The 26932-nt window shown below is 71.9% G+C and carries 22 protein-coding genes and 2 tRNA genes; 20 read left to right on the forward strand and 4 right to left on the reverse strand.

The genetic code is table 11. The features are described 5' to 3' along the window. Nucleotides 1-2: 2 nt before the first annotated feature. Nucleotides 3-1904: a S8 family serine peptidase gene (locus CHB94_RS11395; protein ID WP_141137465.1), complete on the reverse strand. Its 1902-nt coding sequence runs from the start codon at nucleotides 1902-1904 to the stop codon at nucleotides 3-5. 384 nt (nucleotides 1905-2288) lie between these two features. Next, nucleotides 2289-2362: transfer RNA gene (locus CHB94_RS11400), tRNA-Gly, on the reverse strand. 121 nt (nucleotides 2363-2483) lie between these two features. On the opposite strand from CHB94_RS11400, the gene CHB94_RS11405 reads away from it, so the two are divergent. From CHB94_RS11405 to CHB94_RS11435, 7 genes are all read left to right on the forward strand, one after another. Next, nucleotides 2484-3935, forward strand: coding sequence for an amidase (locus tag CHB94_RS11405; protein WP_217899272.1), 1452 nt, complete (start codon nucleotides 2484-2486; stop codon nucleotides 3933-3935). 94 nt (nucleotides 3936-4029) lie between these two features. Continuing rightward, nucleotides 4030-4103: transfer RNA gene (locus CHB94_RS11410), tRNA-Pro, on the forward strand. 95 nt (nucleotides 4104-4198) lie between these two features. Continuing rightward, nucleotides 4199-5647 carry a trigger factor gene (gene tig / locus CHB94_RS11415; RefSeq protein ID WP_089336696.1) on the forward strand — a complete coding sequence of 483 codons (1449 nt, stop codon included), beginning with the start codon at nucleotides 4199-4201 and terminating at the stop codon, nucleotides 5645-5647. A 245-nt stretch (nucleotides 5648-5892) separates the two neighbouring features. Next, nucleotides 5893-6531 (forward strand): ATP-dependent Clp protease proteolytic subunit, encoded by a 639-nt coding sequence (locus CHB94_RS11420; RefSeq protein ID WP_438264939.1) that lies wholly within the window; start codon nucleotides 5893-5895, stop codon nucleotides 6529-6531. 20 nt (nucleotides 6532-6551) lie between these two features. Beyond that, nucleotides 6552-7181, forward strand: coding sequence for an ATP-dependent Clp protease proteolytic subunit (locus tag CHB94_RS11425; RefSeq protein ID WP_089336697.1), 630 nt, complete (start codon nucleotides 6552-6554; stop codon nucleotides 7179-7181). A 310-nt stretch (nucleotides 7182-7491) separates the two neighbouring features. Further along, complete coding sequence (gene clpX, locus CHB94_RS11430) at nucleotides 7492-8766, forward strand: ATP-dependent Clp protease ATP-binding subunit ClpX (RefSeq protein WP_089336698.1); 1275 nt, start codon at nucleotides 7492-7494, stop codon at nucleotides 8764-8766. A 188-nt stretch (nucleotides 8767-8954) separates the two neighbouring features. After that, on the forward strand, nucleotides 8955-9878 hold the full coding sequence (locus CHB94_RS11435; protein ID WP_089336699.1) for a DUF559 domain-containing protein: 924 nt from the start codon (nucleotides 8955-8957) through the stop codon (nucleotides 9876-9878). A 42-nt stretch (nucleotides 9879-9920) separates the two neighbouring features. On the opposite strand, the gene valS is transcribed toward CHB94_RS11435, so the two are convergent. Next, nucleotides 9921-12533 (reverse strand): valine--tRNA ligase, encoded by a 2613-nt coding sequence (gene valS / locus CHB94_RS11440; RefSeq protein WP_089336700.1) that lies wholly within the window; start codon nucleotides 12531-12533, stop codon nucleotides 9921-9923. A 105-nt stretch (nucleotides 12534-12638) separates the two neighbouring features. Between valS and CHB94_RS11445 the strand changes: the two genes are divergently transcribed. The 13 genes from CHB94_RS11445 to CHB94_RS11505 all read left to right on the forward strand — a co-directional run bounded on the left by CHB94_RS11445 (nucleotide 12639) and on the right by CHB94_RS11505 (nucleotide 26281). Then, the gene (locus CHB94_RS11445; protein ID WP_089336701.1) at nucleotides 12639-13094 is read left to right on the forward strand and encodes a YccF domain-containing protein; all 456 of its coding nucleotides are present in this window, start codon (nucleotides 12639-12641) and stop codon (nucleotides 13092-13094) included. Between the two features lie 22 nt (nucleotides 13095-13116). Then, nucleotides 13117-14484 carry a bifunctional folylpolyglutamate synthase/dihydrofolate synthase gene (locus tag CHB94_RS11450; protein ID WP_089336702.1) on the forward strand — a complete coding sequence of 456 codons (1368 nt, stop codon included), beginning with the start codon at nucleotides 13117-13119 and terminating at the stop codon, nucleotides 14482-14484. Then, on the forward strand, nucleotides 14481-14888 hold the full coding sequence (locus tag CHB94_RS11455) for a DUF4233 domain-containing protein (RefSeq protein WP_089336703.1): 408 nt from the start codon (nucleotides 14481-14483) through the stop codon (nucleotides 14886-14888). Before CHB94_RS11450 ends, CHB94_RS11455 begins: the two co-directional genes overlap by 4 nt. Nucleotides 14889-14899: 11 nt before the next feature. Then, nucleotides 14900-15310: a nucleoside-diphosphate kinase gene (gene ndk / locus CHB94_RS11460; RefSeq protein WP_089336704.1), complete on the forward strand. Its 411-nt coding sequence runs from the start codon at nucleotides 14900-14902 to the stop codon at nucleotides 15308-15310. A gap of 221 nt (nucleotides 15311-15531) precedes the next feature. Further along, nucleotides 15532-17454: a TIGR03960 family B12-binding radical SAM protein gene (locus CHB94_RS11465; protein ID WP_089336705.1), complete on the forward strand. Its 1923-nt coding sequence runs from the start codon at nucleotides 15532-15534 to the stop codon at nucleotides 17452-17454. Further along, nucleotides 17454-18215: a TIGR03936 family radical SAM-associated protein gene (locus CHB94_RS11470; RefSeq protein WP_089336706.1), complete on the forward strand. Its 762-nt coding sequence runs from the start codon at nucleotides 17454-17456 to the stop codon at nucleotides 18213-18215. The genes CHB94_RS11465 and CHB94_RS11470 overlap by 1 nt, the downstream gene beginning before the upstream one ends. Before the next feature lie 362 nt (nucleotides 18216-18577). Beyond that, complete coding sequence (locus CHB94_RS11475; RefSeq protein ID WP_254920582.1) at nucleotides 18578-21574, forward strand: Rne/Rng family ribonuclease; 2997 nt, start codon at nucleotides 18578-18580, stop codon at nucleotides 21572-21574. A 247-nt stretch (nucleotides 21575-21821) separates the two neighbouring features. Beyond that, complete coding sequence (gene rplU, locus CHB94_RS11480; RefSeq protein ID WP_089336707.1) at nucleotides 21822-22133, forward strand: 50S ribosomal protein L21; 312 nt, start codon at nucleotides 21822-21824, stop codon at nucleotides 22131-22133. A gap of 7 nt (nucleotides 22134-22140) precedes the next feature. After that, nucleotides 22141-22398, forward strand: coding sequence for a 50S ribosomal protein L27 (gene rpmA / locus CHB94_RS11485; protein WP_089336708.1), 258 nt, complete (start codon nucleotides 22141-22143; stop codon nucleotides 22396-22398). 133 nt (nucleotides 22399-22531) lie between these two features. Then, nucleotides 22532-24049, forward strand: a complete 1518-nt coding sequence (obgE, locus tag CHB94_RS11490; RefSeq protein ID WP_089336709.1) for a GTPase ObgE — start codon at nucleotides 22532-22534, stop codon at nucleotides 24047-24049. Continuing rightward, complete coding sequence (gene proB, locus CHB94_RS11495; RefSeq protein WP_089336710.1) at nucleotides 24046-25167, forward strand: glutamate 5-kinase; 1122 nt, start codon at nucleotides 24046-24048, stop codon at nucleotides 25165-25167. The genes obgE and proB overlap by 4 nt, the downstream gene beginning before the upstream one ends. A 24-nt stretch (nucleotides 25168-25191) precedes the next feature. Further along, the gene (gene def / locus CHB94_RS11500; protein ID WP_089336711.1) at nucleotides 25192-25674 is read left to right on the forward strand and encodes a peptide deformylase; all 483 of its coding nucleotides are present in this window, start codon (nucleotides 25192-25194) and stop codon (nucleotides 25672-25674) included. Nucleotide 25675: 1 nt separating this feature from the next. Continuing rightward, the gene (locus tag CHB94_RS11505) at nucleotides 25676-26281 is read left to right on the forward strand and encodes a GNAT family N-acetyltransferase (protein ID WP_089336712.1); all 606 of its coding nucleotides are present in this window, start codon (nucleotides 25676-25678) and stop codon (nucleotides 26279-26281) included. Here the strand turns inward: CHB94_RS11505 and CHB94_RS11510 are convergent. Next, nucleotides 26269-26913, reverse strand: a complete 645-nt coding sequence (locus CHB94_RS11510; RefSeq protein ID WP_176445515.1) for a maleylpyruvate isomerase family mycothiol-dependent enzyme — start codon at nucleotides 26911-26913, stop codon at nucleotides 26269-26271. The two genes, CHB94_RS11505 and CHB94_RS11510, sit on opposite strands and share 13 nt — an antisense overlap. Between the last annotated feature and the right edge of the window lie 19 nt (nucleotides 26914-26932).

Here is a 26932-nt window from a genome sequence, read left to right on the forward strand (position 1 = left end):
GGTTACGCCCCCCAGGCAGCGGCCGACCAGGTCTTTGCCGACCAGGTCTTTGCTGACCAGGTCTTTGCTGACCAGGTCTTTGCTGACCAGGTCTTTGCTGACCAGGTCTTCGCTGACCAGGTCTTCGCCGACCAGGTCTTCGCCTCGAGCGTGCTGTCGCCGCCCTCGCTCCACGGCCCGATCCACTGCGTGCCGTCCCAGAACTGGCCGTAGAAGCCGTCGGAGTTCCAGGTGTGGCCGGTCCAGGCAGCCCCGTTCCAGGCGCCCGCCGTGAAGCCGGTGCTCTTCTTCTCCTCAACGACGGTGCCGCCCTGCCAGGTCCGGCCAGCCGCGGCGGCCGGCGCCCACGTGGCCGGCGACCAGGTCGTGCCCGTCGCGTCGGTCTCGCCGGCCAACTCGACGCCGTCGATGGCGATGTGCGCGCTGCCGCGGGCGGCCTCCAGGGAACCGGTGCCGGTGGCGCGGGGCCACGTCTGCACCGACTCGGGGGTGGCCGCGTCACGGGCGTTGACCAGGTCGAGCATCCCCTCGCCCTGGGCGATCCGGTCGGCGACCGGCAGCGTCTCGGCGGTGCTCATGAGCAACGCCTTCAGCTGGTCGGGCGTCATCTGGGGGCGCTGCTGGAACAGCAGGGCCGCTGCACCGGAGACGACGGCGGCCGCCTGTGAGGTGCCGCTGCCGCGGAAGAACCGCTCCCCCTGGCGCGCAGCGGGGTACTGGGTGTCCAAATAGGACCCCGGACTGCGCAAGCTCACGACCGACGCGCCAGGGGCGACCAGGTCGGGGTTGCGGGTGCCGTCACCGGTGCTCGACCACGACGGGACGACGTCGTCCTGCACGCCGTAGGTGCCGCGGCTGTCCGCGCCGCCGACGGCGATCAGGTACGGGTCGTAGGCCGGGTTGTTCAGCTTCGCCGTTCCGTACCCGCCGTTGCCGGCCGCGACGACGACGGCGATGCCGCTGCGCCAGGCCACCTCAGTGGCGTAAGTGAGCGGGTCCAGCTGGTAGGACTGCACGCCGTCGGTGCCGAATGAGAGGTTGAGCACCCGGATGTTCAACCCGTTGCGGTCTTTGTTCTGCACAACCCAGTCGATCGCGGCGATGACCTGGGAGACGTCGGTTGCACCCGTGGCGTCGGCGACCTTGACGCTGACGATGCGGGCATCCGGCGCCATGCCGGCGAAGGTGTCGGGGTTGCGGTAGCTGCGCGGATTCGCGTTCGAGTCCCGACCGGCGATGATGCCGGCCATGTTCGTGCCGTGACCGTAGGAGTCGAGGTTCTCCGCTGGGCCCGCGGTGCAGCCGGCTTCAGCGCAGACCTCGGCCTCGAAGGAGAGGTCCGGGCCGTAAACGACCTTGTCCTTGGTGTTCAGGCCTTCGACCGGCACGATGCCGGAGTCGATGACCGCGACATCGACGCCCCGGCCGGTGATACCCCGCTCCCAGAGGGCCGTGGCGCCGGTCACCTCATGGGTGATCCGGTACATCGACCCGGCCTGGCCAGTGGTTGCGGCGGTCTCGCTGCTGTGCAGCCGGACGGAGGCGTCCTCGGTGACCGAGGCGACGCCGGGCACCACGCGCAGCGCATCCAGTCGCGCGGCCGGGAGGGTGGCGCTGAAGCCGTTGATGATGCCGAGGGGCTCCCCGACGGTGCCGCCCAGTGCGGTGACCGCACCCTCAGGTGCGGTCGCGGCGCCCGGGACCTTTTGCACGATGACCTCGACCGGCTCGGCCGGGTGGTCCGTCGACGCCTGCGCGGCGGCCGGACCGGCCAGTCCCACGGCTACGGCCGCGGCGGTGGCGAGCGCGATGACCCGGTGGGAAATGTGGGACAGCCCGCCCCGCGTTCCTCCGGACGGGAGTCCGGCCAACAGCAGTCTCTTCGTTGTCGTGTTCCTGCGCATGGCTTTCCTCTCTGCCTGGGGTGCTTCAGCAGAGAGGTCGGCACGGAGCGGGACCGCCTTGAACGCCGGGCGCGGACGAGGGGCGTGCTTCACCCCCTAGTGGGAGACCATCCGGGACGGTGTTAGCGCGCCATCGCCCCGCCTTGCCCGGGGACCGGGAGACACTTGGCGGTCCGTGCCCGGCGCCGCTCGTGGGCTAGCGGCCCGTGCCCTACAGCTGCACGACGTCGAGGTTACTCACGGCCAGGGCGTGCCTTATCCGTGCCTTAAGCACCGGCCAAAGCCGGTGGTCAGCGGTCAGCAGGGGTCAGCACCCTTAAGGCACGAGAGCGGCGCCAAGGCCGCGCTGAGCTGCGCCGACGGGCATACGAGCTGGTCAGTAGGTGGAGCGGGTGACCGGGATCGAACCGGCATGGCCAGCTTGGAAGGCTGGGGCTCTACCATTGAGCTACACCCGCGAGGTGCTCCGACAGCCTAACGGGCAGAGCCCACCCGCCGTGCGTCACCCGCCGATCAGCGTGGCCGGCCGGTACCAAGCCGAGGCCCGTGGTCCTGCAGTCGCCGATACGGTGCCGTCCCGTGATCGACACCACATGGCTGGACGCGACGGCGCAGGCAGAGCTGGTCCGCAGCGGGGCGGTGACCCCTAAGGAGCTGGTCGAGGCCGCCATCGACCGCATCCAACGGGTCAACCCCGAGCTGAACGCCGTGGTCCGCGAGCGTTTCGACGCGGCCCGCACGGAGGCCGCCGGCGAGCTGACCGACGGCCCCTTCCGCGGGGTGCCCATGCTGCTGAAGGACCTCGGGTGCCACGTCGCGGGCGAGGAGACGCACTACGGGACGTCGTTCCTGCGTGAGATGTCCTGGCGATGGCCCACGGAGAGCTATCTGGCGCGGCACTTCCGCTCCGCCGGCCTGGTGTTCCTCGGTCGCACGAACGTGCCCGAGTTCGGCACCACCGTCACCGCCGAGCCCCTCGCGAACGGGCCGGCGCGCAATCCGTACGACCTCCGCCGCTCCACCGGTGGTTCCAGCGGAGGGTCGGCGGCTGCCGTGGCGGCCGGACTGGTACCGGTGGCGCACGCGAACGACGGCGGGGGATCGATCCGCATCCCGGCCAGCGAGTGCGGGCTCGTCGGCCTCAAGCCCACCCGGGCTCGCGTGAGCCAGGGTCCCGACATCGGCGAGAGCTGGGCGGGCGCCACGATCGACGGGGTCGTGACCCGGTCGGTCCGGGACACCGCAGCCGTGCTCGACGTGATCGGCCGCCCGATGCCCGGCGACCCGTACATCGCACCCCCGTTCGTCCGGCCGCTGGCCCAGGAGGTCGGCGCCGCGGTGGGGCCGCTGCGCGTCGGCGTGCTCGACACCGACCCGGGGGAGCCCTATCTGGACCACCCCCAGTGCCGGGTGGCGGTCGAGCGCGCCGGGCGACTGCTGGAGGAGATCGGCTGCATCGTCGAGACGGGCACCCCCGACGGCATGTTCGACTCCCAGTTCCCGCGCTTCTTCACCACCACCATCGCCGGCGACACCGCTCTGACGATCTCCGCCTTCGAGCGAGTCCTCGGCCGCCCCGTGCGCGACGACGAACTGGAACCGCGCAACGCGATGTACCGCGCGGTGGGCAAGCGGATGACCGCGGAGGACTACCTCGGGGCCAGGTTCATGCTCGGCTCATGGGTCCGGCGCATGGCGGCGTGGTGGGCTCCTCGCGAGCTCGACGGCCAGGGCTTCGACCTGCTGGTCACGCCGACCGTCGGTGCGCCGCCGCCCGAGCTGGGATGGTTCACCGAGGCGGGTCCCGAGCAGGAGGGCCGGCGGATCAACAGCTTCATCCCGTACACCGCCCAGTTCAACGTCACCGGACAGCCGGCGATCAGCCTGCCGCTGCACTGGACGGAGGAGGGGCTCCCAATCGGCGACCAACTGGTCGCCGCGTACGGCCGGGAGGACGTCCTGGTGCGGGTTGCCGCCGCCCTGGAGGAGGCGGCGCCATGGTCGGATCGGCGTTCCTCGGTCTCCGCCTGACCGGTCCGCCGAGCGGACAGCACGGCCGATTCCGACCGCCGGAGCCCCGCGCCCGTCAGGACCGGGTACGGACCGGCCTAGACTCGGGCGGCCACGGGGTGTGGCGCAGCTTGGTAGCGCACCCGCTTTGGGAGCGGGGGGCCGTGGGTTCAAATCCCGCCACCCCGACAGAGCCCGCGACGTCTCTAGACTCGTGGGTCCACCCGGCGTCGGCGATTCACCCAGGCGCCTAAGCCACTGTCTTACCGAGGAGCACTGCCGCTGTGAAGAGCACCATCGAGGAACTGGGCCCCACGCGGGTCCGGATGGCGATCGAGGTGCCTTGGGGGGACCTGGACCACGCCTTCGGCGAGGTCTACAAGGAGCTGGGCAAGCAGGTGCGCGTGCCCGGCTTCCGCCCGGGCAAGGTGCCCAATCGCGTGCTCGACCAGCGCATCGGGCGGCCGGTCGTCCTCGAGCAGGTCATCCAGCACGCGATCCCGGAGGTGTACTCCCAGGTCGTGCGCGAGAACCAGGTGCGCGTGCTCGGCCAGCCCGACATCGAGGTGACCCGCCTCGACGACAACGACACCCTCGCCTTCACCGCCGAGGTCGACGTCGCGCCGCAGCTGGAGCTGCCCCCGCTGGAGAACCTCGCCGTCACCGTGGAGGACGTCGAGGTCACCGACGAGGAGATCGACAAGCAGATCGACGTCATGCGCGAGCGCTTCGGCATGCTCACCGGCGTCGAGCGGCCCGCCCAGGACGGCGACTTCGTCTCCATCGACCTCGAGGCGAAGCTCGACGGCGAGGTGCTGGAGGACGGTTCGACCACCGGCATGTCCTACGAGGTGGGCTCCGGCAACCTCATGGCGGGCCTGGACGACGCGATCCGCGGGCTGTCCGCCGACGAGAGCAAGACGTTCACCACCGCGCTGCTGTCCGGGCCGAACGCGGGCCAGGACGCCGAGGTGACCGTCACGGTCCGCTCGGTGAAGACCAAGGACCTCCCCGAGCTCGACGACGAGTTCGCCCAGACGGCGAGCGAGTTCGACACCCTGGCCGAGCTGCGCGACGACGTCCGCACCCGGCTGGCTCGCACCAAGACGCTGGGCCAGGGCGCAGAGGCACGCGACAAGCTGGTCGACCACCTGATCGAGGTCGTCGAGGTCCCGATCCCGGAGAACCTCGTCGAGCGCGAGATCGAGTGGCGCAACCGCGCCTTCGAGCAGGAGCTGCAGCAGGCCGGCATGGACTGGGACAGCTTCCTGTCGATGTCCGGTGTCGAGAACCGCGAGGCCTACGACGCCGACCAGCGCACGACCGTCGAGCAGGCGGTGAAGACGCAGTTCATCCTCGACGCGATCGCCGACGCCCGTGAGGTCACCGTCGACAACGACGACCTCTCCGCGCAGATCATGGCGCAGGCCCAGCGCAGCCGGATGAGCCCGGAGCAGTACGCCCAGCAGCTGCAGCAGGGCGGCAACATCGCCGAGTTCGTCGCCGACGTCCGCCGCACCAAGACGCTGGCCCAGCTCCTGGAGGAGACGACGATCACCGACGCGTCGGGCAACGTCGTCGACCTCGAGGCGCTGCGCCCGCAGACCGTGCGGGCCGCCCAGCCCGCCGCCGACGAGACGACCGAGGACGCGGCCACCGAGGACCCGGCCACCGGGGACGCGGCCACCGAGGACGCGGCCACCGAGGAGTCCGGGGACGCGCCGAAGGCCTGACAGAAGACCCGTCCGACGACGCCGTCCTGCCCCGACCGGGGCGGGGCGGCGTCGCTCGTTTCCGCGACTTTCGCTGCGCCGTCGGCGAACACTGCCCCGAGCGGGAGTGTGTCGTCGGGGGTCCGCGTTAGGGTCGACAGGACTCAGGCGATCGCCGGGGGGTACCGCCTCCCGGGGGGCCGTTCAAGCCCGCACCACCCACCGAGACCGACCGCTCAGACAGTTCTACGGAGGTCACCGCACCCGTGAGCATTACCGACCCGAACCTGGCGGGCGCGCCCTTGATGCGCGGCGCCGGCGGAATGATGAACCTCGGCGACTCCGTCTACGAGCGCCTGCTGCGCGAGCGCATCATCTTCTTGGGCAGCCAGGTCGACGACGTCATCGCCAACCAGCTGGCCGCCCAGATGCTGCTGTTGTCCGCAGAGGACCCCAAGCGCGACATCCACCTGTACATCAACTCGCCCGGCGGTTCCGTGAGCGCCGGCATGGCGATCTACGACACGATGCAGTTCATCGACTGCGACGTCGCCACCTACGGCATGGGCCTGGCCGCCTCGATGGGCCAGTTCCTGCTCACCGCCGGCACGGCGGGCAAGCGCTACGCCCTGCCGCACGCGCGGATCATGATGCACCAGCCGTCCGCGGGCGTCGGTGGTACCGCCGCCGACATCGCCATCCAGGCCGACCTGTTCCGGCGGACGAAGACCGAGCTGAACGAGTTGCAGTCGCTGCACACCGGCCAGTCGGTCGAGCAGATCGAGAAGGACTCCGACCGCGACCGCTGGTTCACCGCCCAGGAGGCCCTCCAGTACGGCATGGTCGATCACGTGGTCAGCCGCGCGGCGATGACCGGCAGCGCCAACCCGGTCACGGACAACTGACGGTTCGGAGGAACTGACCCATGAGCTTCGAGATGCCCTCCAGCCGGTACATCCTGCCTTCCTTCGTGGAGCGCACGAGCTACGGCATGAAGGAGTCCAACCCCTACAACAAGCTCTTCGAGGAACGGATCATCTTCCTCGGCGTGCAGATCGACGACGCGTCGGCCAACGACGTGATGGCCCAGCTCATCACGCTGGAGTCCGCCGACCCCGACCGTGACATCACGATCTACATCAACTCGCCCGGTGGCTCGTTCACCTCGCTGATGGCGATCTACGACACGATGATGTTCGTCCGCCCGGACATCCAGACCGTCTGCATGGGGCAGGCCGCCTCGGCCGCCGCCGTCCTGCTCGCGGCCGGGACGCCGGGCAAGCGACTGGCCCTGCCGTACTCCCGCGTGCTCATCCACCAGCCCTCGGGCGAGGCGGGCGGCCAGGTGTCCGACCTGGAGATCCACGCCGCCGAGATCCAGCGCGTGCGCTCGCAGATGGAGGAGATTCTGGCGCGGCACACCGGCCGGTCGGTCGACCAGGTCCGTGCCGACATCGACCGCGACAAGATCCTCACCGCCCCGGAGGCGAAGGAGTACGGCATCGTCGACGAGGTCATCCAGAGCCGGAAGCTCAACGCCCTTCCCGCGCTCTGACCCGTCGGGACGGGTCGAGGCCGCGACACGCGCGGCCTCGGCCCGTACCGTCCTAGGAGCCGGGGATCGAGGGACAGAGGGCGCCTGGGGGACAGAAGTGGGACGGTCGCCGCAACCGGGTGAGTCATTGCCCGTCGACGTCGACAGTCGGGGTTACGGTCTTCGAGAGCCCGATCCCCGGCAGCGCAGTGCCGGGAGATGACCCTCGCGGGGCAGCCCGGACCATGAGGCCGATCAGGGGCAGAGCAGCCAGAATCAATCCGCAGGCTCCTGGGACCAGGACCAGCGATTCACAGGTGGAGGTCAGCAGGTGGCACGAATCGGTGAGAGTGGTGACCTGCTCAAGTGCTCGTTCTGCGGGAAGAGCCAGAAGCAGGTCAAGAAGCTCATCGCGGGCCCCGGGGTCTACATCTGCGACGAGTGCATCGACCTCTGCAACGAGATCATCGAGGAAGAGCTCTCGGAGTCCTCTGATCTGAAGTTCGACGAGCTGCCGAAGCCGAAGGAGATCCACGACTTCCTCGAGCAGTACGTCATCGGCCAGGACAAGGCCAAGCGGACCCTGTCGGTCGCCGTCTACAACCACTACAAGCGAATCCAGGCCGGTGGTGACCGCGCCTCCCGTGACGAGGGTGTGGAGCTGGCCAAGTCCAACATCCTGCTGATGGGGCCGACCGGGTGCGGCAAGACGCACCTGGCGCAGACCCTCGCCCGGATGCTGAACGTGCCCTTCGCGATCGCCGACGCCACGGCGCTGACCGAGGCCGGCTACGTGGGTGAGGACGTCGAGAACATCCTGCTGAAGCTGATCCAGGCCGCCGACTACGACGTCAAGCGGGCCGAGACCGGCATCATCTACATCGACGAGGTCGACAAGATCGCCCGCAAGAGCGAGAACCCGTCGATCACCCGCGACGTCTCCGGTGAGGGCGTGCAGCAGGCTCTGCTGAAGATCCTCGAGGGGACGACGGCGTCGGTGCCTCCGCAGGGTGGTCGCAAGCACCCGCACCAGGAGTTCATCCAGATCGACACGACGAACGTGCTGTTCATCGTGGGTGGCGCGTTCGCCGGCCTCGAGAAGGTCATCGAGCAGCGCACGAGCAAGCAGGGGATCGGCTTCGGTGCCGAGATCCGCGGCAAGGCAGAGATCGCCGAGGCCAACGCCTTCGCCGAGGTCATGCCGGAGGACCTGCTCAAGTTCGGCATGATCCCCGAGTTCATCGGCCGGCTCCCGGTCATCACCAGCGTGCAGAAGCTCGACCGTGAGGCGCTGATCAACATCCTCACCGAGCCGAAGAACGCACTGGTGCGCCAGTACCGGAAGCTCTTCGAGCTCGACGGCGTCGACCTGGAGTTCACCGACGACGCACTCGAGGCGGTCGCCGACCAGGCCATCCTCCGTGGCACCGGCGCCCGCGGCCTCCGCGCGATCATGGAGGAGGTGCTCCAGTCGGTGATGTACGACATCCCCAGCCGGGAGGACGTCGCCTCCGTGGTGATCAGCAAGGAGGTCGTCCTGGAGCACGTGAACCCGACGATCGTCCCGCGCAAGCCCACCCGCGAGCGCCGCGAGAAGTCCGCCTAGCCGTACGCGGCAAGCGAGCCCGTCCCCGGCCAGGGGGCGGGCTCGTTGCCTGTGTGGGTGCTGAGCGTGTGCGCTGACGCCCGGTTCGAGGGCCGAAAACCGGGCGGCAGCGCACACGCCGAGGTGGGGCTGTCCACAGATTCCGGCTGAAGCGGCCACCGGAGGCCACAGCTGGACACGCTCCGTCCGTGGCGCACGAGGTCGAGGCGGTCGTCGGGCCGGACGGGTGGATCACCTGGGACGCGCTGACCGCGCGGGTCGACCGGAAGACGGTGGCCAGTTGGGTCGGTGGTGGACGCCTCCATCGCATCCAGCCAGGCGTCTACGCCGTTCCCTCCGCCGCCGGTGATTGGCGGATCCGGTTGGCGGCCGCCGTCAGGGCCTGTGACGGCGTGGCCAGCCACCGGACCGCGCTGACGCTGTGGGACCTGCTGCCGCCCGAACCTCGGGCGCCGATCCATCTGACGGTGGCGCACAGCCGGAGCGGCCGCGGCACCAGTGGCGTCGCCCTGCACCGGACGCGCTGTCTCGACCAAGCGGTCCGCCGGGTCGACGGCCTCCCCGTCACGTGCGTCGAGCGAGCGGTGCTGGACTCGTGGGGTCGGCCCGCTGGCCTCACGCGGTCGGAAGTTCGCGCGGCCGCGATCGACGCCGTCCGTCGGCGACTGTGCTCCCCTCGGGACCTGCTGCGGGAGGTGGAGCGGAGGCCGTGCCTGCCCGGGCGCGCCGCGCTCGTCGACCTCGTCCGCCTGCTCGCCGAAGGATGCCGGAGCGAGCTGGAGATCTGGGGCTGCCTGCACGTGCTGCGCGGACCTGGCATGCCGGCGTTCACGCTGCAGCGGCCGGTCGAGGTAGCGGGGGAGCGGTTCGTGCTCGACGCCGCGTGCGATGAGGTGCTGCTCGCGGTGGAGATGGACGGCGCCAGCTTCCACGGCTCCCGTCAGCAGCGGGAACGGGACATCCGCCGGGACGCGCTCCTGGCCTCCGTCGGCTGGCAGACCCTCCGGTTCGGCTTCCGGCGCCTGACCGGCTCCCCGGACGCCTGCCGTCACGACATCCGGTCGACCTACCACGCCCGGCGACAGCTGCTGCGCCTGGACGGAGTGCGCTGACGCCCGGTTCTGAGCACCAGAACCGGGCGTCAGCGCACCCGCTCAGTCCGCGACCGGTGCCAGGACGACGTCGACCGTGAGCGGGCCGGTGCCGGCCACCACCGACAGCGTGGCGATGCGGCCTGCGTCGACCAGGTCCGACCGGGCGGCGTCCACGAGGGCGACCTGCGCCTCCGGGGCGATCACGGTCACCGTCTCGACGTCGGCCCGCATGGAGACCTTGGCGTCGGACTTCGCCTTGCGCACCCCGGCCAGCGCCTCGGCCGCCGCCGTCACCACGGCGGGGTCACCGCCGGTGGGCAGCTCGGAGGTCACCGGCCACGGCGCGCGGTGCACCGAACCCGCCTGCCACCACGACCACACCTCCTCGGTCACGAACGGCAGCACCGGCGCGAACAGGCGTAGCTGCACCGCGAGCGCCAGCGCGAGAGCCGCCTGAGCAGACTCCGCCGCCGCGTCGGACCGGTACGCCCGGGACTTCACCAGCTCGACGTAGTCGTCGCAGAACGACCAGAAGAACGTCTCGGTGACCTCGAGGGCGCGCGTGTAGTTGTAGGCGTCCATCGCGGCGGTCGCCTCGTCCACCACGGTGGCCAGCGACGCCAGCAGTCCCTGGTCGATGGGCTCGGTGATCTTCCCGGCGGCCGCCTGCAGGTCGACCGAGCCGGCGCCCAGCCCCAGCACGAACTTGCCGACGTTGAGGATCTTCATGGCCAGCCGCCGGCCGACCTTCATCTGCGCCTCGTCGAACGGCGAGTCCGCCCCCGGCCGGGCACCCGCGGCACGCCAGCGGACGGCGTCGGTGCCGTAGCGCTCGAGGACGTCGATCGGCGTGGTGGCGTTGCCCTTCGACTTCGACATCTTCTTGCGGTCCGGGTCGACCACGAAGCCGGAGATCGTGGCGTGCGTCCAGGGCACCGTGCCGTGCTCGAAGTGCGCGCGGACGACGGTGGAGAACAGCCAGGTCCGGATGATGTCGTGGGCCTGCGGCCGCTGGTCCATCGGGAAGACCTTCGCGAACAGCTCCGGGTCGGTGTCCCAGCCCGAGGCGACCTGCGGCGACAGCGACGACGTCGCCCAGGTGTCCATGACGTCGGGGTCGGCCATGAACCCGCCCGGCTTGCCGCGCTGGTCCTCGGTGTAGCCGTCCGGCACGTCGGACGACGGGTCGACCGGCAGCGCCGACTCGGGTGCCAGCAGCGGGTCGGAGTAGTCGGGCTCGCCCTCGGCGTCCAGCCGGTACCAGACCGGGAACGGCACCCCGAAGAAGCGCTGGCGGCTGATCAGCCAGTCGCCGTTGAGGCCCTCGACCCAGTTGTCGTAGCGGTGCCGCATGTGCTCGGGCACCCACTGGATCTCCCGGCCACGCGCGACGAGGGCGTCGCGCAGGTCGGCGTCCCGGCCGCCGTTGCGGATGTACCACTGGCGGGTGGTGACGATCTCGAGCGGGCGCTCGCCCTTCTCGAAGAACTTCACCGGGTGGGTGATCGGCTTCGGCTCACCCTCCAGGTCGCCGGACTCGCGCAGCATTTCCACGATCCGCTGCTGGGCACTGAAGACGGTCTTGCCCGCCAGCTCCGCGTAGGGCTGCGCGGGCACGTCGGCCGGCGGTTCGGCGAGGAGCCGGCCGTCCCAGCCGACGATCGCGCGGGTCGGCAGCTGCAGCTCCCGCCACCAGGTCACGTCGTTGAGGTCGCCGAAGGTGCAGATCATCGCGATGCCGGAGCCCTTGTCGGGCTCCGCGAGCCGGTGCGCGAGGACCGGCACCTCGACGTCGAACAGCGGCGTCCGCACCGTCTGACCGAACAGCGGCTGGTAGCGCTCGTCGTCGGGGTGGGCGACCAGGGCGACGCAGGCGGGGATCAGCTCGGGCCGGGTGGTCTCGATGAAGACCGGGCCGGAGGGGCCGGCGAAGGCGATCCGGTGGTAGGCGCCGGGGCGCTCGCGGTCCTCGAGCTCGGCCTGGGCCACGGCGGTCCGGAAGGTGATGTCCCAGAGGGTCGGCGCCTCCTGGGCGTAGGCCTCACCGCGGGCGAGGTTGTGCAGGAACATCCGCTGCGCCGTGGCCCGCGAGGACTCCGAGATCGTCCGGTACACGTTCGACCAGTCGACCGAGAGCCCGACCCGGCGCCAGAGCTTCTCGTACTCGGCCTCGTCCTCCTCGGTCAGCCGCATGCACAGCTCGACGAAGTTCCGCCGGGAGATCGGGAGCTGGTCCTTCGACGGCTTCTCCGGGGGCTCGAACGACGGGTCGTAGGGCAGCGCGGGGTCGCAGCGAACGCCGTAGTAGTTCTGCACCCGGCGCTCGGTCGGCAGCCCGTTGTCGTCCCAGCCCATCGGGTAGAAGACGTGCTTGCCGCGCATCCGCTGGTAGCGGGCGACGAAGTCGGTGTGGGTGTAGCTGAAGACGTGTCCCACGTGCAGCGAGCCGCTCGCCGTCGGCGGGGGAGTGTCGATGGAGTAGATCTGCTCGCGCGGCGTCGCGGGGTCCAGCGCCGCGGCCCGGTCGAAGGCGTAGGTGTCGTCGGACGCCCAGCGCTCGACCCACTTCTCCTCCAGCCCGTCGATCGACGGCTTCTCGGGTACGCCGACGGTCGCTCCCGGGTCGGCCGCAATCTCGACGGCACCTTCCGGGGTCGCGATGCGGGTATCCATGCCTCGCATCCTAGAAAGGCACGGCAACGCGATCGCCGTCGGCGCTGTGGCCCGACCCACGGCCCGGGTGGGAACCGCCGGGCACTCCCCGCGCGTGGAACTGGTGTGAACACGTTGCGGCTGCTGCTGAACGTCGTCTGGCTGGTGCTGCAGGGCTGGGTGCTGGCCCTGGCCTACGCCCTGGCCGGCGTGCTCGCCTGCCTCCTGGTCGTCACCATCCCGTTCGGGATCGCCGCGTTTCGCCTGGCGTTCTTCGTGCTCTGGCCGTTCGGGCGGACCACCGTGCGGGCCCCGGACGCCGGGGTCCCGTCGGCGCTGGGCAACCTGCTGTGGTTCCTGGTGGCCGGCTGGTGGCTGGCGCTGGTCCACATCGTCGCCGGCATCGGCTTCTGCCTGACGATCGTCGGGATCCCGTTCGGGATCGCCTCCTTCAAGCTCGCCGCCGTGGGGCTCTTCCCGCTCGGGAAGCGGGTGGTGGAGGCGGCTCCGCCGCGCGACTGGATGCACGCCGGCGGAACGGTCGTCCACGGCGGCGCCCGGGAGCCTGCGTTCGTCCGGTGACCGGGCTGGCATCCTGAGCAGGATGAGCAACAGCAGCACCGGTGACAGCTCCCGGGACATGGCCCGGGTGGAGAAGGAGCTGCTGGCCCGCTGGCCGGAGAGCCGGCTGGAGCCCTCGCTGACCCGGATCACCGCGCTGGTGGACCTCCTCGGCTCGCCGCACCGGGCGACCCCCGTCGTCCAGGTGGCCGGCACCAACGGCAAGACGACGACGGCGCGGATGATCGACGAGCTGCTGCGCGGGTTCGGTCTGCGGGTCGGCCGCTTCACCAGCCCGCACCTGCAGTCGATCCGGGAGCGGATCGTCCTGGACGGCGAGCCGGTGAACGCCGAGCGCTTCGTCGAAACCTACGACGACATCGCCCCGTACGTGCAGATGGTCGACGCGGCCGGCGAGCACCCGATGTCCTTCTTCGAGGTCATGGTGGGCATGGCGTACGCCCTGTTCGCCGACGCGCCGGTCGACGTCGCTGTCATCGAGGTCGGTATGGGCGGTACGTGGGACGCCACCAACGTGGCCGACGCCCGCGTCGCCGTCGTCACGCCGGTGGCCCTCGACCACGCGGAGTACCTCGGGCCCGACGTCGCGACGATCGCGGGGGAGAAGGCCGGGATCATCAAGGCCGACGCGATCGCGGTGCTCGCCCACCAGCAGCCGGGGGCGCTGGACGCCCTGGTCCGGCGGGCCGTCGACGTGGAGGCGGTCGTCGCGCGCGAGGGCACCGAGTTCGGCGTCCTGGAGCGGCGGGTCGCCGTCGGCGGGCAGCAGGTGCGCCTGCAGGGTCTCGGCGGGGAGTACGAGGAAATCTTCCTGCCGCTGTTCGGGGCCCACCAGGCGCAGAACGCCGTCACCGCCCTCGCGGCGGTCGAGGCCTTCCTCGGCGCGGGCGCGGCCACCGGCCCGATCGAGCAGGAGACGGTCCGCGCCGCCTTCGCCGGTGTCCGGTCCCCGGGCCGCCTGGAGCGGGTGCGCACGTCGCCGACAGTCCTCGTGGACGCCGCGCACAACCCGGCAGGCATGGCCGCGACCGTCGACGCGATCAAGGAGTCCTTCGACTTCACCCGGCTGGTCGGCGTCGTCGGCTGCGTGGCCGGCAAGGACGTCGCCGGGATGCTGACCGCGCTCGAGGACGTCTGCGCCGAGCTGGTCGTCACCCAGAACAGCTCCTCGCGGGCGATGCCCGCTGACGAGCTGGGCGCACTGGCCGTCGACGTCTTCGGCGCCGACCGGGTCAGCGTCTCGCCGCGGCTACCCGAAGCCCTGACGGAGGCGATGGAGCTGGCCGAGGCCGGTCCGGACGACGCTCTCGGCGGGTCGGGCGTGCTGGTGACCGGCAGCGTGATCACCGCGGGGGAGGCCCGCACGCTGATGGCGGGACCCCAGGCATGACCGCCCCGGATCCGGTCCGCGCCGGGCGGGCGCTGAACGGTGCCGCGGCCGGGATCCTCGTGCTCGAGGGCATCGCGGCACTGTTCGTCCCGCGCGGCATCGCGCAGAGCGGCGACGGGCTCACCAGCGGACGGCTCACCTACCTGCTCGTGCTGGCCGTCGTGCTGATCCTGGCCGCCGGCATCCAGCGTCGTCCGCGTGGGCTGGTGATCGGCACCGCGCTGCAGCTCCCGCTCCTGCTGACCGGTCTCTTCTCCGGCGTCATGTGGCTGGTCGCCGGCGCCTTCGTGCTGATCTGGCTCTACCTGCTGCAGGTGCGCAAGGAGCTCCTCGGCTCACCCTTCGGAGCCCCCCGGGTACCCGAGCATGGTCATGACGACGGCGGGCCGGCGACCACCCCGTAGGCTGCCGCCCCGTGACCGAACGCACTCTTGTCCTCGTCAAGCCGGATGGCGTCGCCCGTGGCCTGGTCGGCGAGGTGATCACCCGTCTCGAGCGCAAGGGCCTGCGCCTCGTCGCCGCCGAGCTGCGCACGCTCGACCGTGAGGTCGCGGAGACCCACTACGCCGAGCACCGCGAGCGGCCGTTCTTCGGTTCACTGGTCGAGTTCATCACCGGCGGCCCGCTGATGGCCCTGGTGGTCGAGGGCCCGCGCGCCATCGAGGCGTTCCGCGGCCTGGCCGGTGCCACCGACCCGGTGAAGGCCGGCCCCGGCACCATTCGCGGCGACTTCGCCCTCGAGGTGCAGAACAACATCGTGCACGGCTCGGACTCGCCGGAGTCCGCCGAGCGCGAGGTCAAGCTCTTCTTCCCCGACCTGGGCTGAGGCGCCGCGAACGAGTGAGCAGTTGTGGTCGCCGACACCGGCGGACACGCCGCGACGGAGGACCACAACTGCTCACTCGGCCGGGGGAAGTGGTTCCAGGACCCCCGGCTCAGCCAGTCCGCCGGGACGAACGGCCGGACCTCCACGGGTGCAGGCTAGGCGGGGGAGCCCGCTCGATCGATCGGATTGCCCGGCGACCCGGCGGCTACCCTGGACAGGTCATGACTGGTGAGACCCTGTACCCCCGCCTCGAGCCCCTGCTGGCTCAGATCCAGAAGCCGATCCAGTACGTCGGCGGTGAACTGAACTCGCAGGTGAAGCCCTGGGAGGACGCCGCGGTCCACTGGGCGCTGATGTACCCGGATGCCTACGAGGTGGGCCTGCCCAACCAGGGCCTCATGATCCTGTACGAGGTGCTCAACGAGCGCCCGGACGCCCTGGCCGAGCGCACCTACGCCGTCTGGCCGGACCTCGCGGCCCTCATGCGCGAGCACGGCGTCCCCCAGTTCACCGTCGACGGGCACCGCTCCGTCGCCGACTTCGACCTGCTCGGGGTCAGCTTCGCCACCGAGCTCGGCTACACCAACCTGCTCGAGGCGCTCGACCTCGCGGGCGTCCCCATCCACGCCGTCGACCGCGACGGGAGCCACCCGGTCGTCGTCGCCGGCGGGCACGCCGCGTTCAACCCCGAGCCGGTCGCCGACTTCGTCGACTGCGCCGTCCTCGGTGACGGCGAGCAGGTCGTCGGCGACATCACCGACGTCGTCAAGGCCTGGAAGGCGCAGGGGAGGCCCGGCGGCCGGATGGAGCTGCTGGCCCGCCTGGCCCGCGTCGAGGGTGTGTACGTCCCACGCTTCTACGCCGTCTCCTACGGCCCGGACGGCGCCATCGCCGGCGTGCAGCGCACGCGGGACGACGTCCCGGCCACGGTCGGCAAGCGCACCGTCATGGACCTCGACGAGTGGCCCTATCCGAAGACGCCGATCGTGCCGCTGGCCGAGTCGGTGCACGAGCGGATGAGCGTCGAGATCTTCCGCGGCTGCACCCGGGGCTGCCGCTTCTGCCAGGCCGGGATGATCACCCGCCCGGTGCGCGAGCGGACCATCACCGGCATCGGCTCGATGGTCGAGCAGGGGCTCAAGGCGACCGGCTACGAGGAGGTCGGCCTGCTGTCGTTGTCCAGCGCCGACCACTCGGAGATCGGGCAGCTCGCCAAGCAGCTCGCCGACCGCTACGAGGGCACCAACACCAGCCTGAGCCTGCCGAGCACCCGCGTGGACGCCTTCAACGTCACGCTGGCCAACGAGCTGTCCCGCAACGGACGGCGCTCCGGCCTCACGTTCGCCCCCGAGGGCGGCAGCGAGCGGATCCGGCGGGTGATCAACAAGACGGTGTCCAAGGAGGACCTGGTCCGCACGGTCACCACCGCGTACGCCAACGGCTGGCGCCAGGTGAAGCTGTACTTCATGTGCGGTCTGCCCACCGAGACCGACGAGGACGTGCTGGAGATCGCCGAGCTGGCGGTCGAGGTGATCCGGGCGGGCCGCGAGGCCAGCGGCTCCAAGGACATCCGCTGCACGGTCTCCATCGGCGGGTTCGTGCCCAAGCCGCACACGCCGTTCCAGTGGGCGAGCCAGGCCAGCGCCGAGACCATCGACCACCGGCTGCGGGTGCTGCGGGAGGCGATCAACGCCGACCGCCGCATCGGCCGCTCGATCGGCCTGCGCTACCACGACGGCAAGCCTGGCGTGATCGAAGGCCTGCTCTCCCGGGGCGACCGGCGTGTGGGCCGCGTCATCGAGCGGGTCTGGCGCGAGGGCGGGAAGTTCGACGGCTGGAGCGAGCACTTCTCCTACGACCGCTGGACGGCGGCCGCCGCCGAGGAGCTCGCCCCCTTCGGCGTCGACCTCGACTGGTACACCACCCGCGAGCGCACCGAGCACGAGATCCTGCCCTGGGACCACCTGGACTCCGGGCTGGACAAGGAGTGGCTCTGGGAGGACTGGCAGGAGGCCCTGTCCGAGGAGGAGGTCGCCGACTGCCGGTGGACCCCCTGCTACGACTGCGGTGTCTGCCCGACCATGGGCACCGAGATCCAGATCGGCCCCACCGGGCGCAGCCTGCTCCCGCTGACCGTCGTCTGATGGCCCGCCAGCCCGAGGGCCCGCCCCCGCCGCCCACCGTCCAGAAGCTGCGCCTCCGCTACGCCAAGCGGGGCCGGCTCCGGTTCGCCTCGCACCGCGACCTCGCCCGCACCCTGGAGCGGGCGCTGCGGCGGGCGCAGGTGCCGATGGCGTTCTCCGCCGGCTTCAGCCCGCACCCCAAGATCTCCTACCTCGGCGCTGCCCCTACCGGTGCGGCGAGCGAGGCGGAGTACGTCGAGATCGGCCTCTCCGTCCGGTGCGACCCGGAGGCCGTGCGGGCCGGGCTCGACGCCTCCCTGCCGGACGAGGTCGCGATCCTGGAGTGCGTGGAGGCGGGGGAGGGAACCGGCTCGCTGGCCGACCGGATCGACACCTCCGTCTGGCGCGTGGAGCTACCCGGGGTGACCCTGGCCGAGCTCCGGCCGGCGGTCGAGGAGTTCCTGTCCCGGGACGTCGTGACCGTCGCCAAGCGGACGAAGAACGGCCTCAAGGACATCGACGCCCGGGCCTCGGTCGCCAGCGCGTCGGCGGGCGAAGAGGCAGGTTGTGCCATACTGCACATGGTCGTCCGGCAGCTGACGCCCGCTGTACGACCTGACGACGTGTTGGCCGCCCTGGCTGCCGTCGCCGACCTGCACCCGCCGTTGCCCCCTCGGGCCGTGCGTGAGGCGCAGGGCCGGCTCGACGACACCGGGACCGTGGCCGATCCGCTCGGTCCCGACCGCGCGGCGCGCATCCCCCGGGAGCACGCGGCGATCTGACCGGCGGGTCCCCGGAGGCCTCGCGCCGTCGAGCGCCACGGCTGCCAGACGTGACGCAGACCGATCCGGGCCACCCGGCCCGGACCACGCAGACCCTCGCTCCACCGACAGACCAGCACCCCCACCAGACAGTACGAGAACGACCAGCACCACCGGACCGGCGTTCTGCGCCGGTCCGGGCACCGCCGGCATTCCGGTCTCCGCCGTGGCAACCGCCGCGCGGTGGCCGACATCAGACTTCCGCAGGACGAGCCACCTTCGCCGTACCCCGTGCGACGGCCCGTCCCGCCCTACCCGTGCTCCTGCGCGGCCGCCAGTCCTCACCGATCGGCGCCCGGGAGCACATGAGGAGACGAGCCCTCGTGGCCGATCACGACAGCACCAGTACCGACACCACCGACGCGACCCCGGAGGATTCCCGGCGGGCCGACTCCGGCGGCCGCCCGGATGGCGAGGTGGCCGAGGTTCCCGCCGTGTCCGAGGTTCCCGCCGTGTCCGAGGACTCCGCCGTTCCGGCGGACCCGGAGGAAGAGGAAGAGGTCGAGGCCTCCGCCGAGGAGGTCCCCGCAGGGGCCGAGCCCGAGGCTGAGGCCGAGCCGGAGCCCGCTCTGCCACGGTTCGCGACCGCGTTCAGCTCCCCCGAGCCCACCGCCGTGGTCGCCCGCCCTCGCCGGCGCGCCACCCGTTCGGTGATCGCGGCCGACCCCGACTCCGTCGAGGCGCCCGTCCCGGTGGCTCCGGCGATGCCGGCCTTCGTCAGCTTCGTGGCGCCCAGCGAGACCGACGCCTCGCCGCCCCGCCGCCGCAGCCGGCGCCCCGTCGAGGCCCCGGAGCCCGAGGTCGCGGACGAGGTCACCGCCGACGAGGACACCGAGGACGCCGCCGAGCCCGCCCGTCCCCGGCGCAGCCGCTCCCGCCGTCGTCCGGCCGAGCAGGCCGACGTGGTCGAGGACGCCGACGACATCGAGGACGTCGAGGCCGACGTCGAGGCCGACGACGAGGACGCCGAGTCCGCCGACGAGGGCACCACCGGCAGCCGGCGGCGCCGCCGCGGTCGCCGGGGGCGTGGCCGTGGCCGCACCGGCGAGGACAGCGGGGACGAGGACGTCGTCGACGAGACCGGCGAGGAGACCGGCGAGGCCGCCTCGGACGAGGACGACGAGGACGGCGAGTCCGCCCAGGACACGGCCGAGGCCGACACCGACGAGGCCGAGGGCGGTTCGAGCACCCGCCGCCGGCGCCGCCGTCGTCGCCGCAGCAGCGGTGGGGGCGGGGGCGACGCCGTCAGCGACGACTCCGACGACGACGACCGCCCCGAGCGGGCCGGACGCAACGGCCGGACCACCAGCGACGACGACGTCCGCGGGGTGGCCGGGTCGACCCGCCTGGAGGCCAAGCGCCAGCGCCGCCGCGACGGCCGGGACACCGGACGCCGCCGCACCCCGATCCTGACCGAGAGCGAGTTCCTCGCCCGCCGCGAGGCCGTGGACCGCAAGATGGTCATCCGCCAGCGCGGCGAGCGGACGCAGATCGCCGTCCTCGAGGACGACGTCCTCGTCGAGCACTACGTGACCCAGGCGTCGGCCACGTCGTTCGCCGGCAACGTCTACCTCGGCCGGGTGCAGAACGTCCTGCCGAGCATGGAGGCGGCGTTCGTCGACATCGGCAAGGGGCGCAACGCCGTCCTCTACGCCGGTGAGGTCAACTGGGACGCCGCCGGCCTGTCGGGCAAGCAGCGCTCCATCGAGACGGCCATGAAGTCCGGCGACAAGGTGCTGGTGCAGGTCACCAAGGACCCGATCGGCCACAAGGGTGCCCGCCTGACCCAGCAGATCAACCTGCCCGGCCGGTTCCTCGTCTTCGTGCCCGGCGGGTCGATGACCGGCATCAGCCGCAAGCTGCCCGACACCGAGCGCCAGCGGCTCAAGGACATCCTGAAGAAGATCGTCCCCGACGACGCCGGCGTGATCATCCGGACCGCGGCGGAGGGCGCCTCCGAGGAGGAGCTCACCCGCGACGTCAACCGGCTGACCGCCCAGTGGGACGTCATCCAGAAGAAGGCCGAGTCCCTCCAGAACGGCTCGGGGAACGCTCCCGCTCTCCTGTACGGCGAGCCCGATCTGGCGATCCGCGTCATCCGCGACGTCTTCAACGAGGACTTCAAGGAGCTCGTCGTCCAGGGCGACGACGCCTGGGACACCGTCGAGGCCTACGTCGCGCACGTCTCCCCGGAGCTGACCGGCCGCCTGACCCGGTTCACCGGCGAGGGCGACGTCTTCCGCGACCTGCGCATCGACGAGCAGCTGGCCAAGGCGCTCGACCGCAAGGTGTGGCTGCCCTCGGGCGGCTCGCTGGTCATCGACCGCACCGAGGCGATGACCGTGGTCGACGTCAACACCGGCAAGTTCGTCGGCTCGGGCGGCAACCTCGAGCAGACCGTCACGCGCAACAACATGGAGGCGGCGGAGGAGATCGTCCGCCAGCTCCGGCTGCGCGACATCGGCGGCATCATCGTCATCGACTTCATCGACATGGTCCTCGAGAGCAACCGGGACCTCGTGCTGCGGCGGCTCACCGAGTGCCTGGGCCGGGACCGCACCAAGCACCAGGTCGCCGAGGTCACCTCGCTGGGCCTGGTCCAGATGACCCGCAAGCGGGTGGGCCAGGGCCTGCTCGAGGTCTTCTCCGAGTCGTGCGAGCACTGCCGTGGCCGCGGCGTCATCGTCAGCACCGACCCGGTGGACGAGAAGCGTCGTGGGGGCGGCACCAGCGGCAGCAACGGCGGCGGCAACGGGAGTGGCGGCGGGGGTGGCGGCGGCAACAACCGCCGGGACCGCTCCGGCGGCTTCCGGGACAACGCCAAGGACGCTGACGCCGCGGCCACGGAGGTGGCCGAGGAGCCGGCGGCCGAGGTCGTCACCGGTGACGGCGAGCCCACCGAGGGCGCCCGCAGCGGTGGACGCCGCAACCGGGGCCGCCGCAGCCGCGGCCAGTCCGGGGAGGAGCGCGCGGCCGAGGACGCCGCCGTCCTCGCCGGAGTCGGTGCCCCGGCGGAGGGGATCGGGCCGACTCCTGCCCAGAGCAATGCCGTGCAGGTCCTCCCGGTCACGGACGAGCCGTCGGGCGACGAGTCCTCGATCGAGGCGGCACCGGGCGAGGCCGTCGCCGTCGAGGTGGCACCGGTCGAGTCGGCACCGACCGAGGTGGCACCGGCCGAGGCGGCGGCCGTCGAGGAGTCGGCCGCCGAGGCGCCGGCGGCGGAGGAGCAGGGCGTCGCGGCCCCCGCCGCGGCCGAGGCCACGACGCGGCCGCGCCGCCGCCGGGCGGCGAGCCGACCGGCGGGCCCGCCCGTCTCGTGACAGCGGACCCCGTCCTCCCCGCCACTCGCGCGCGTGCGGCGGTGCCCTGGACGGGGCCACGGTCGTCGGACCACGTTCGACCCGGCGTTGATGCTTCGGGTACGCTGGTCGGGTTGCATCGCCACCGCGCGGGCGCCTTCGGGTGCCGCCGGGTCAGGCGTCCGCAGCCCGTCCAGCACCCGGCGATCGCTCCGGTCTGTGCCGGAACACAGAGCTTGGACATTACGAGCGATACGAGGAGTCAGTGGTGTACGCAGTGGTGAAGGCCGGTGGCAGCCAGCACAAGGTGGCCGTGGGCGACACGTTCACGATCAACCGCCTGGCGGGTGCGGCGGGCGACACCGTCGCTCTCCCGGCCATCCTGCTGGTCGACGGCGACACCGTCACCAGCGACGCGGCGGCCCTGGCCAAGGTGACCGTGACGGGTGAGATCGTCGAGCACGGCAAGGGCCCGAAGATCCACATCCACAAGTTCAAGAACAAGACCGGTTACCACAAGCGGCAGGGGCACCGTCAGCCCCTGACCAGCGTCGTGGTCCGCGACATCTCGAAGGGCTGACGCCGACATGGCACACAAGAAGGGCGCCTCGTCGTCCCGCAACGGTCGCGACTCGAACGCTCAGCGCCTCGGCGTGAAGCGCTTCGGCGGCCAGGTCGTCAAGGCCGGCGAGATCATCGTGCGGCAGCGCGGCACTCACTTCCACCCGGGTCTCGGCGTCGGTCGCGGCAGCGACGACACGCTGTTCGCGCTCGCTCCGGGTGCGGTCACCTTCGGCACCCGGCGGGGACGGAAGACCGTCTCCATCGCCGCGGTCGAGGCCTGAGAAAGTAGAAGGACCCCGTCCTCCTCATCCCTCGCGAGCTCGGGACGAGCCTCGGGACGGGGCCGATCCGCGCACGAGCGCACGGGCATTCGCCCGTGCGCTCGTCGCGCTCGACAGGTAAGGGGCGGCGGAGATGGCCGCTTTCGTCGATCGAGTAGTCGTGCACGTGGCCGCCGGCAACGGCGGGCACGGCGTCTCGTCGATCCATCGGGAGAAGTTCAAGCCCCTCGGCGGTCCCGACGGGGGGAACGGCGGCGACGGCGGCGACGTCGTCCTCGAGGTCGATCCCAGCGTGCACACGCTGCTGGACTTCCACCACCGGCCGCACCAGAAGGCCGGCAACGGCCGGCCGGGTGAGGGCAGTAACCGGCACGGCGCCAAGGGCGAGGACCGGATCCTCAAGGTCCCGGCCGGCACGGTGGTCAGCACCCCCGACGGCCGGGTGATCGCCGATCTCGTCGGCGCCGGCACCCGCGTGGTGCTGGCCAGGGGCGGCAAGGGCGGGCTCGGGAACGCCGCGCTCGCCAACGCCCGCCGCAAGGCGCCCGGCTTCGCCCTGCTGGGCGAGGAGGGCGAGGCGTTCGACGCCGTCATCGAGCTCAAGAGCGTCGCCGACGTCGGCCTCGTCGGTTTCCCCTCGGCGGGGAAGTCGTCGCTGATCGCGGCGATGTCGGCGGCGCGTCCCAAGATCGCCGACTACCCGTTCACGACCCTGGTGCCCAACCTCGGGGTGATCCGGTCCGGCGACACCGTCTACACGATGGCCGACGTGCCGGGGCTGATCCCGGGCGCCTCCACCGGCAAGGGCCTCGGCCTGCAGTTCCTGCGGCACGTCGAGCGGTGCGCCGTCCTGGTGCACGTCGTCGACATGGCGACGATGGAGCCCGGCCGCGACCCGGAGAGCGACATCGAGGCGCTCGAGCACGAGCTGGCCGAGTACTCGGGAGCGGCGGTCGGCGGCGACGAGCTCGACCTCGTCAGCCGGCTGCGGATCGCCGTCCTCAACAAGATCGACGTTCCCGACGCCCGGGAGCTGGTCGACCTCGTCCGTGCCTCCCTGGAGAAGCGTGGACTGGACGTCTACCCGGTCAGCGCCGCCACCGGCGAGGGCCTCAAGGAGTTCGGCTTCGCCCTCGCCGCCGCCGTCGAGGAGCACCGGGCGGGCCTGCCGCCCATGGAGCCGGCCCGCGTCACCCTCACCCCGAAGGCCGTGGACGACTCCGGCTTCACCGTGGAGCGCGATCCGGAGGGGGCGGGCGGGGACGACGAGAGAGCGTTCATCGTGCGGGGTGTCCGGCCAGAGCGCTGGGTCCGCCAGACCGATTTCACCAACGACGAGGCCGTCGGCTTCCTCGCCGACCGGCTCAACCGGCTCGGGGTCGAGGAGCAGCTCGCCAAGGCCGGTGCGCGCGAGGGCGACGCCGTCACCATCGGTGGCGTGACCTTCGACTGGGAGCCCACGCTGCCGGCCGGGACGCTCACCGTCGAGGAGTCCGCGGGCCTCGGCGGTCGCGGCACCGACGCCCGCATCGACTCGCCGCACCGAGTGCGCGCCCAGGAGCGGCTGGCCGCCAAGAAGGCCCGCCGGACGCCCTACGAGCTCAGTGAGGACGGCTGGACGGACGACGAGATCCCGGACGACGTCGAGTGACCGCGCGTCCGCAGATCGCCGGAGCCCGCCGGGTCGTCGTCAAGGTCGGTTCCTCGTCACTGACCACGCTGCCCGGCGGGCTGGACGCCGAGCGGCTGTCGGCGCTGGTCGACGTCCTCGGCGCGGTGCGGTCCGCCGGCCGGGAGGTCGTCCTCGTCTCCTCGGGGGCGATCGCCGCGGGCCTGGCTCCGCTGCAGCTCGACGGCCGCCCGCGTGACCTCGCGACGGCGCAGGCCGCGGCCAGCGTCGGGCAGCTCCGGCTGGTGCAGACCTACGCCGACGCCTTCGCCCGGCACGACATCACCGTCGGCCAGGTCCTGCTGACCGCCGACGACCTGACCCGCCGCAGCCACTACCGCAACGCCCACCGGACGATGGAGCGGCTGCTGGCCCTCGGGGCCCTGCCGATCGTCAACGAGAACGACACCGTCGCCACCGAGGAGATCCGGTTCGGCGACAACGACCGGCTCGCCGCCCTGGTCGCGCACGTGGCGCAGGCCGACGCCCTGGTCCTGCTCTCCGACGTCGACGGCGTCTACGACGGCGATCCGCGCGTCGGCCCCGCCCAGCTGGTGGACACCGTCACCGGCCCGGCCGACCTCGCCGCCGTCACCCTCGGCACCGCCAAGCGCAACGGTGTCGGCACCGGTGGCATGGCGACCAAGGTCGAGGCCGCGTTCATCGCCGCCCACGCCGGTGTCCCGGTCGTCGTCACCTCGACCCCGCAGGGTGCCGCCGCGCTCGCGGGGGAGCGGGTGGGGACGCTGTTCACCCCCATGGGCCGCCGGCCCAGCGCCCGTCAGTTCTGGTTGCGGTACGCCAGCCGGCCGCGGGGGCGAGTCCTGCTGGACGAGGGGGCGGTCCGCGCCGTCCGCGAACGGCACGCCTCGCTGTTGGCCGCCGGGATCACCGGCGTCACCGGTGACTTCCTCGCCGACGACCCGGTCGAGCTGGTCGGACCCGACGGCGCCGTCGTCGCCCGCGGGCTGGTCGCCTACGACGCCCGGGAGATGCCGGCCCTCCTCGGCCGCAAGACCGGGGACCTCGCCCCCGAGTACCGCCGGGAGGTCGTCCACCGCGACGAAATGGTGCTGGTCGGCCGCCACGTCGGCCGCTGAACACCGGTTGAGAGACTGCACGGCGTGACGATCCGTCCCATCCGCGAAGTCGGTGACCCGGTGCTGCGCACCCCGGCCGACGAGGTGCGTGCCTTCGACCGCGACCTGGCCGCCCTGGTCCGCGACCTGCTGGAGACCGTCGACCACCCGGGCCGGGCCGGGCTGGCCGCGCCGCAGATCGGGGTCGGCCTGCGGGCGTTCTCCTACAACGTCGACGGCGTCATCGGGCACATGGTGAACCCGGTGATCGTCGAGCTGTCGGAGGAGACCCAGGACGGCGACGAGGGCTGCCTGTCCGTGCCCGGCATCTGGGCGCCGACGGTGCGCGCGATGCACGCAGCGGTCGAGGGCTTCGACGTCGACGGCAAGCCCCTGCGGCTGGAGGGCAGCGGACTCATGGCGCGCTGCCTGCAGCACGAGGTGGACCACCTCGACGGCAAGCTGTTCCTCGATCGGCTGACCGGCGAGGCACGCAAGACCGCGCTGCGCGCCCTCCGGTCCCGCTGAGGTGGCATTCCTCGAACCGGTGAGCCTGACCGGCGATCTGGTCTCCCTGGAGCCGCTGCGCCCCGACCACCACGACGAGCTGGTCGCTGCCGCCTCCGACGGGCAGCTCTGGGAGCTCTGGTACACGTTCGTGCCGTCACCCGCGGAGATGGCCGACGACGTCGCGGCCCGGCTGGCGCGGCAGGCGGCCGGGACGATGCTGCCGTTCGTCGTGCGCCGGTCCGCCGACGGAACGGTGGTCGGCTCGACCACCTACTGCAACGCGGACGCCGAGGCGCCGCGGCTGGAGATCGGCTACACCTGGACCGCGCAGTCGGCGCAGCGCACCGGCGTCAACGCCGAGAGCAAGCTGCTGCTGCTCACCCACGCCTTCGACGTGCTCGGCTGCCTGGCGGTGGAGTTCCGGACGCACTGGCACAACCTGCAGTCCCGGGCGGCGATCGAGCGGCTGGGGGCCAAGCAGGACGGCGTCCTGCGGCACCACCGGCGGATGCCGGACGGCACGCTGCGGGACACGGTCGTCTACTCGATCCTGCACGCCGAGTGGCCGGCCGTCCGCAACGGGCTGCGCGCGCGGCTCGGCAGGGAACCGGGTCAGTCGCGGTAGCTGCCGGCCGCGGCAAGCCGCAGGGTGTCGGCGCCGTCGCCGGTGAGCTGGTCGAGGGCAGTGCGGCGCCCGGTGACCAGCAGCAGGAGAGAGGCGATCGGGCCCTCCACCGCGGCCCCGGAGCCGACGGACCAGTCGGTGTCCGTGGCGGCGAGCCGGAACCCGGCCAACCGCCGCCGGGCGCGGAAGGGGAACCCCATGTCCCACACCCGCTGTGCGGCCGCGGCCGCGGCATCGGTGGGCATCGGTCGGGCCCGGCCCAGGGGCAGGGACATGTCCTGTCCGTGCACCAGCACGTCGATGAGCGGCTCCATGGGCGTGATGAAGGGTGCCGTGCGCCGGGAGCCCACCATGGTCCGCAGCCGCCGCGCGTACTCCTCACGGGGCAGGCCGGCGGCGCGCAGGGCGGTGTCCCGGATCATCCGGTCGAAGTCGCCCCTGGCCCGCACCGCGCCGACGACGGCCGCGCGGTAGCCCATGTGCGCGAGCGTGAGGTGGGCGGCGACGTCGCGCACCAGCCAGGCGTCGCACAACGACGGGGTCTGCCACTCGTCCGGGGACAGATCCTCGACGAGGTCCGCCACGCCGGCCCGCTCGGCGTCGATCGTTCGCCAGACGTCGTCGAGGTCCATCACGCCTCCCCACGGTTGG

The sequence above is a fragment of the Blastococcus mobilis genome, assembly GCF_900188025.1.
Taxonomy (GTDB): domain Bacteria; phylum Actinomycetota; class Actinomycetes; order Mycobacteriales; family Geodermatophilaceae; genus Blastococcus_B; species Blastococcus_B mobilis.

Excerpts from the sequence above, each read along its gene's own strand:
- CHB94_RS11395 (WP_141137465.1), bottom strand. The coding sequence starts at position 1,904 with ATGCGCAGGAACACGACAACGAAGAGACTGCTGTTGGCCGGACTCCCG.
- CHB94_RS11425 (WP_089336697.1), top strand. The coding sequence starts at position 6,552 with ATGAGCTTCGAGATGCCCTCCAGCCGGTACATCCTGCCTTCCTTCGTG.
- valS (WP_089336700.1), bottom strand. The coding sequence starts at position 12,533 with ATGGATACCCGCATCGCGACCCCGGAAGGTGCCGTCGAGATTGCGGCC.
- CHB94_RS11450 (WP_089336702.1), top strand. The coding sequence starts at position 13,117 with ATGAGCAACAGCAGCACCGGTGACAGCTCCCGGGACATGGCCCGGGTG.
- CHB94_RS11455 (WP_089336703.1), top strand. The coding sequence starts at position 14,481 with ATGACCGCCCCGGATCCGGTCCGCGCCGGGCGGGCGCTGAACGGTGCC.
- CHB94_RS11465 (WP_089336705.1), top strand. The coding sequence starts at position 15,532 with ATGACTGGTGAGACCCTGTACCCCCGCCTCGAGCCCCTGCTGGCTCAG.
- CHB94_RS11470 (WP_089336706.1), top strand. The coding sequence starts at position 17,454 with ATGGCCCGCCAGCCCGAGGGCCCGCCCCCGCCGCCCACCGTCCAGAAG.
- rpmA (WP_089336708.1), top strand. The coding sequence starts at position 22,141 with ATGGCACACAAGAAGGGCGCCTCGTCGTCCCGCAACGGTCGCGACTCG.
- obgE (WP_089336709.1), top strand. The coding sequence starts at position 22,532 with ATGGCCGCTTTCGTCGATCGAGTAGTCGTGCACGTGGCCGCCGGCAAC.
- CHB94_RS11510 (WP_176445515.1), bottom strand. The coding sequence starts at position 26,913 with ATGGACCTCGACGACGTCTGGCGAACGATCGACGCCGAGCGGGCCGGC.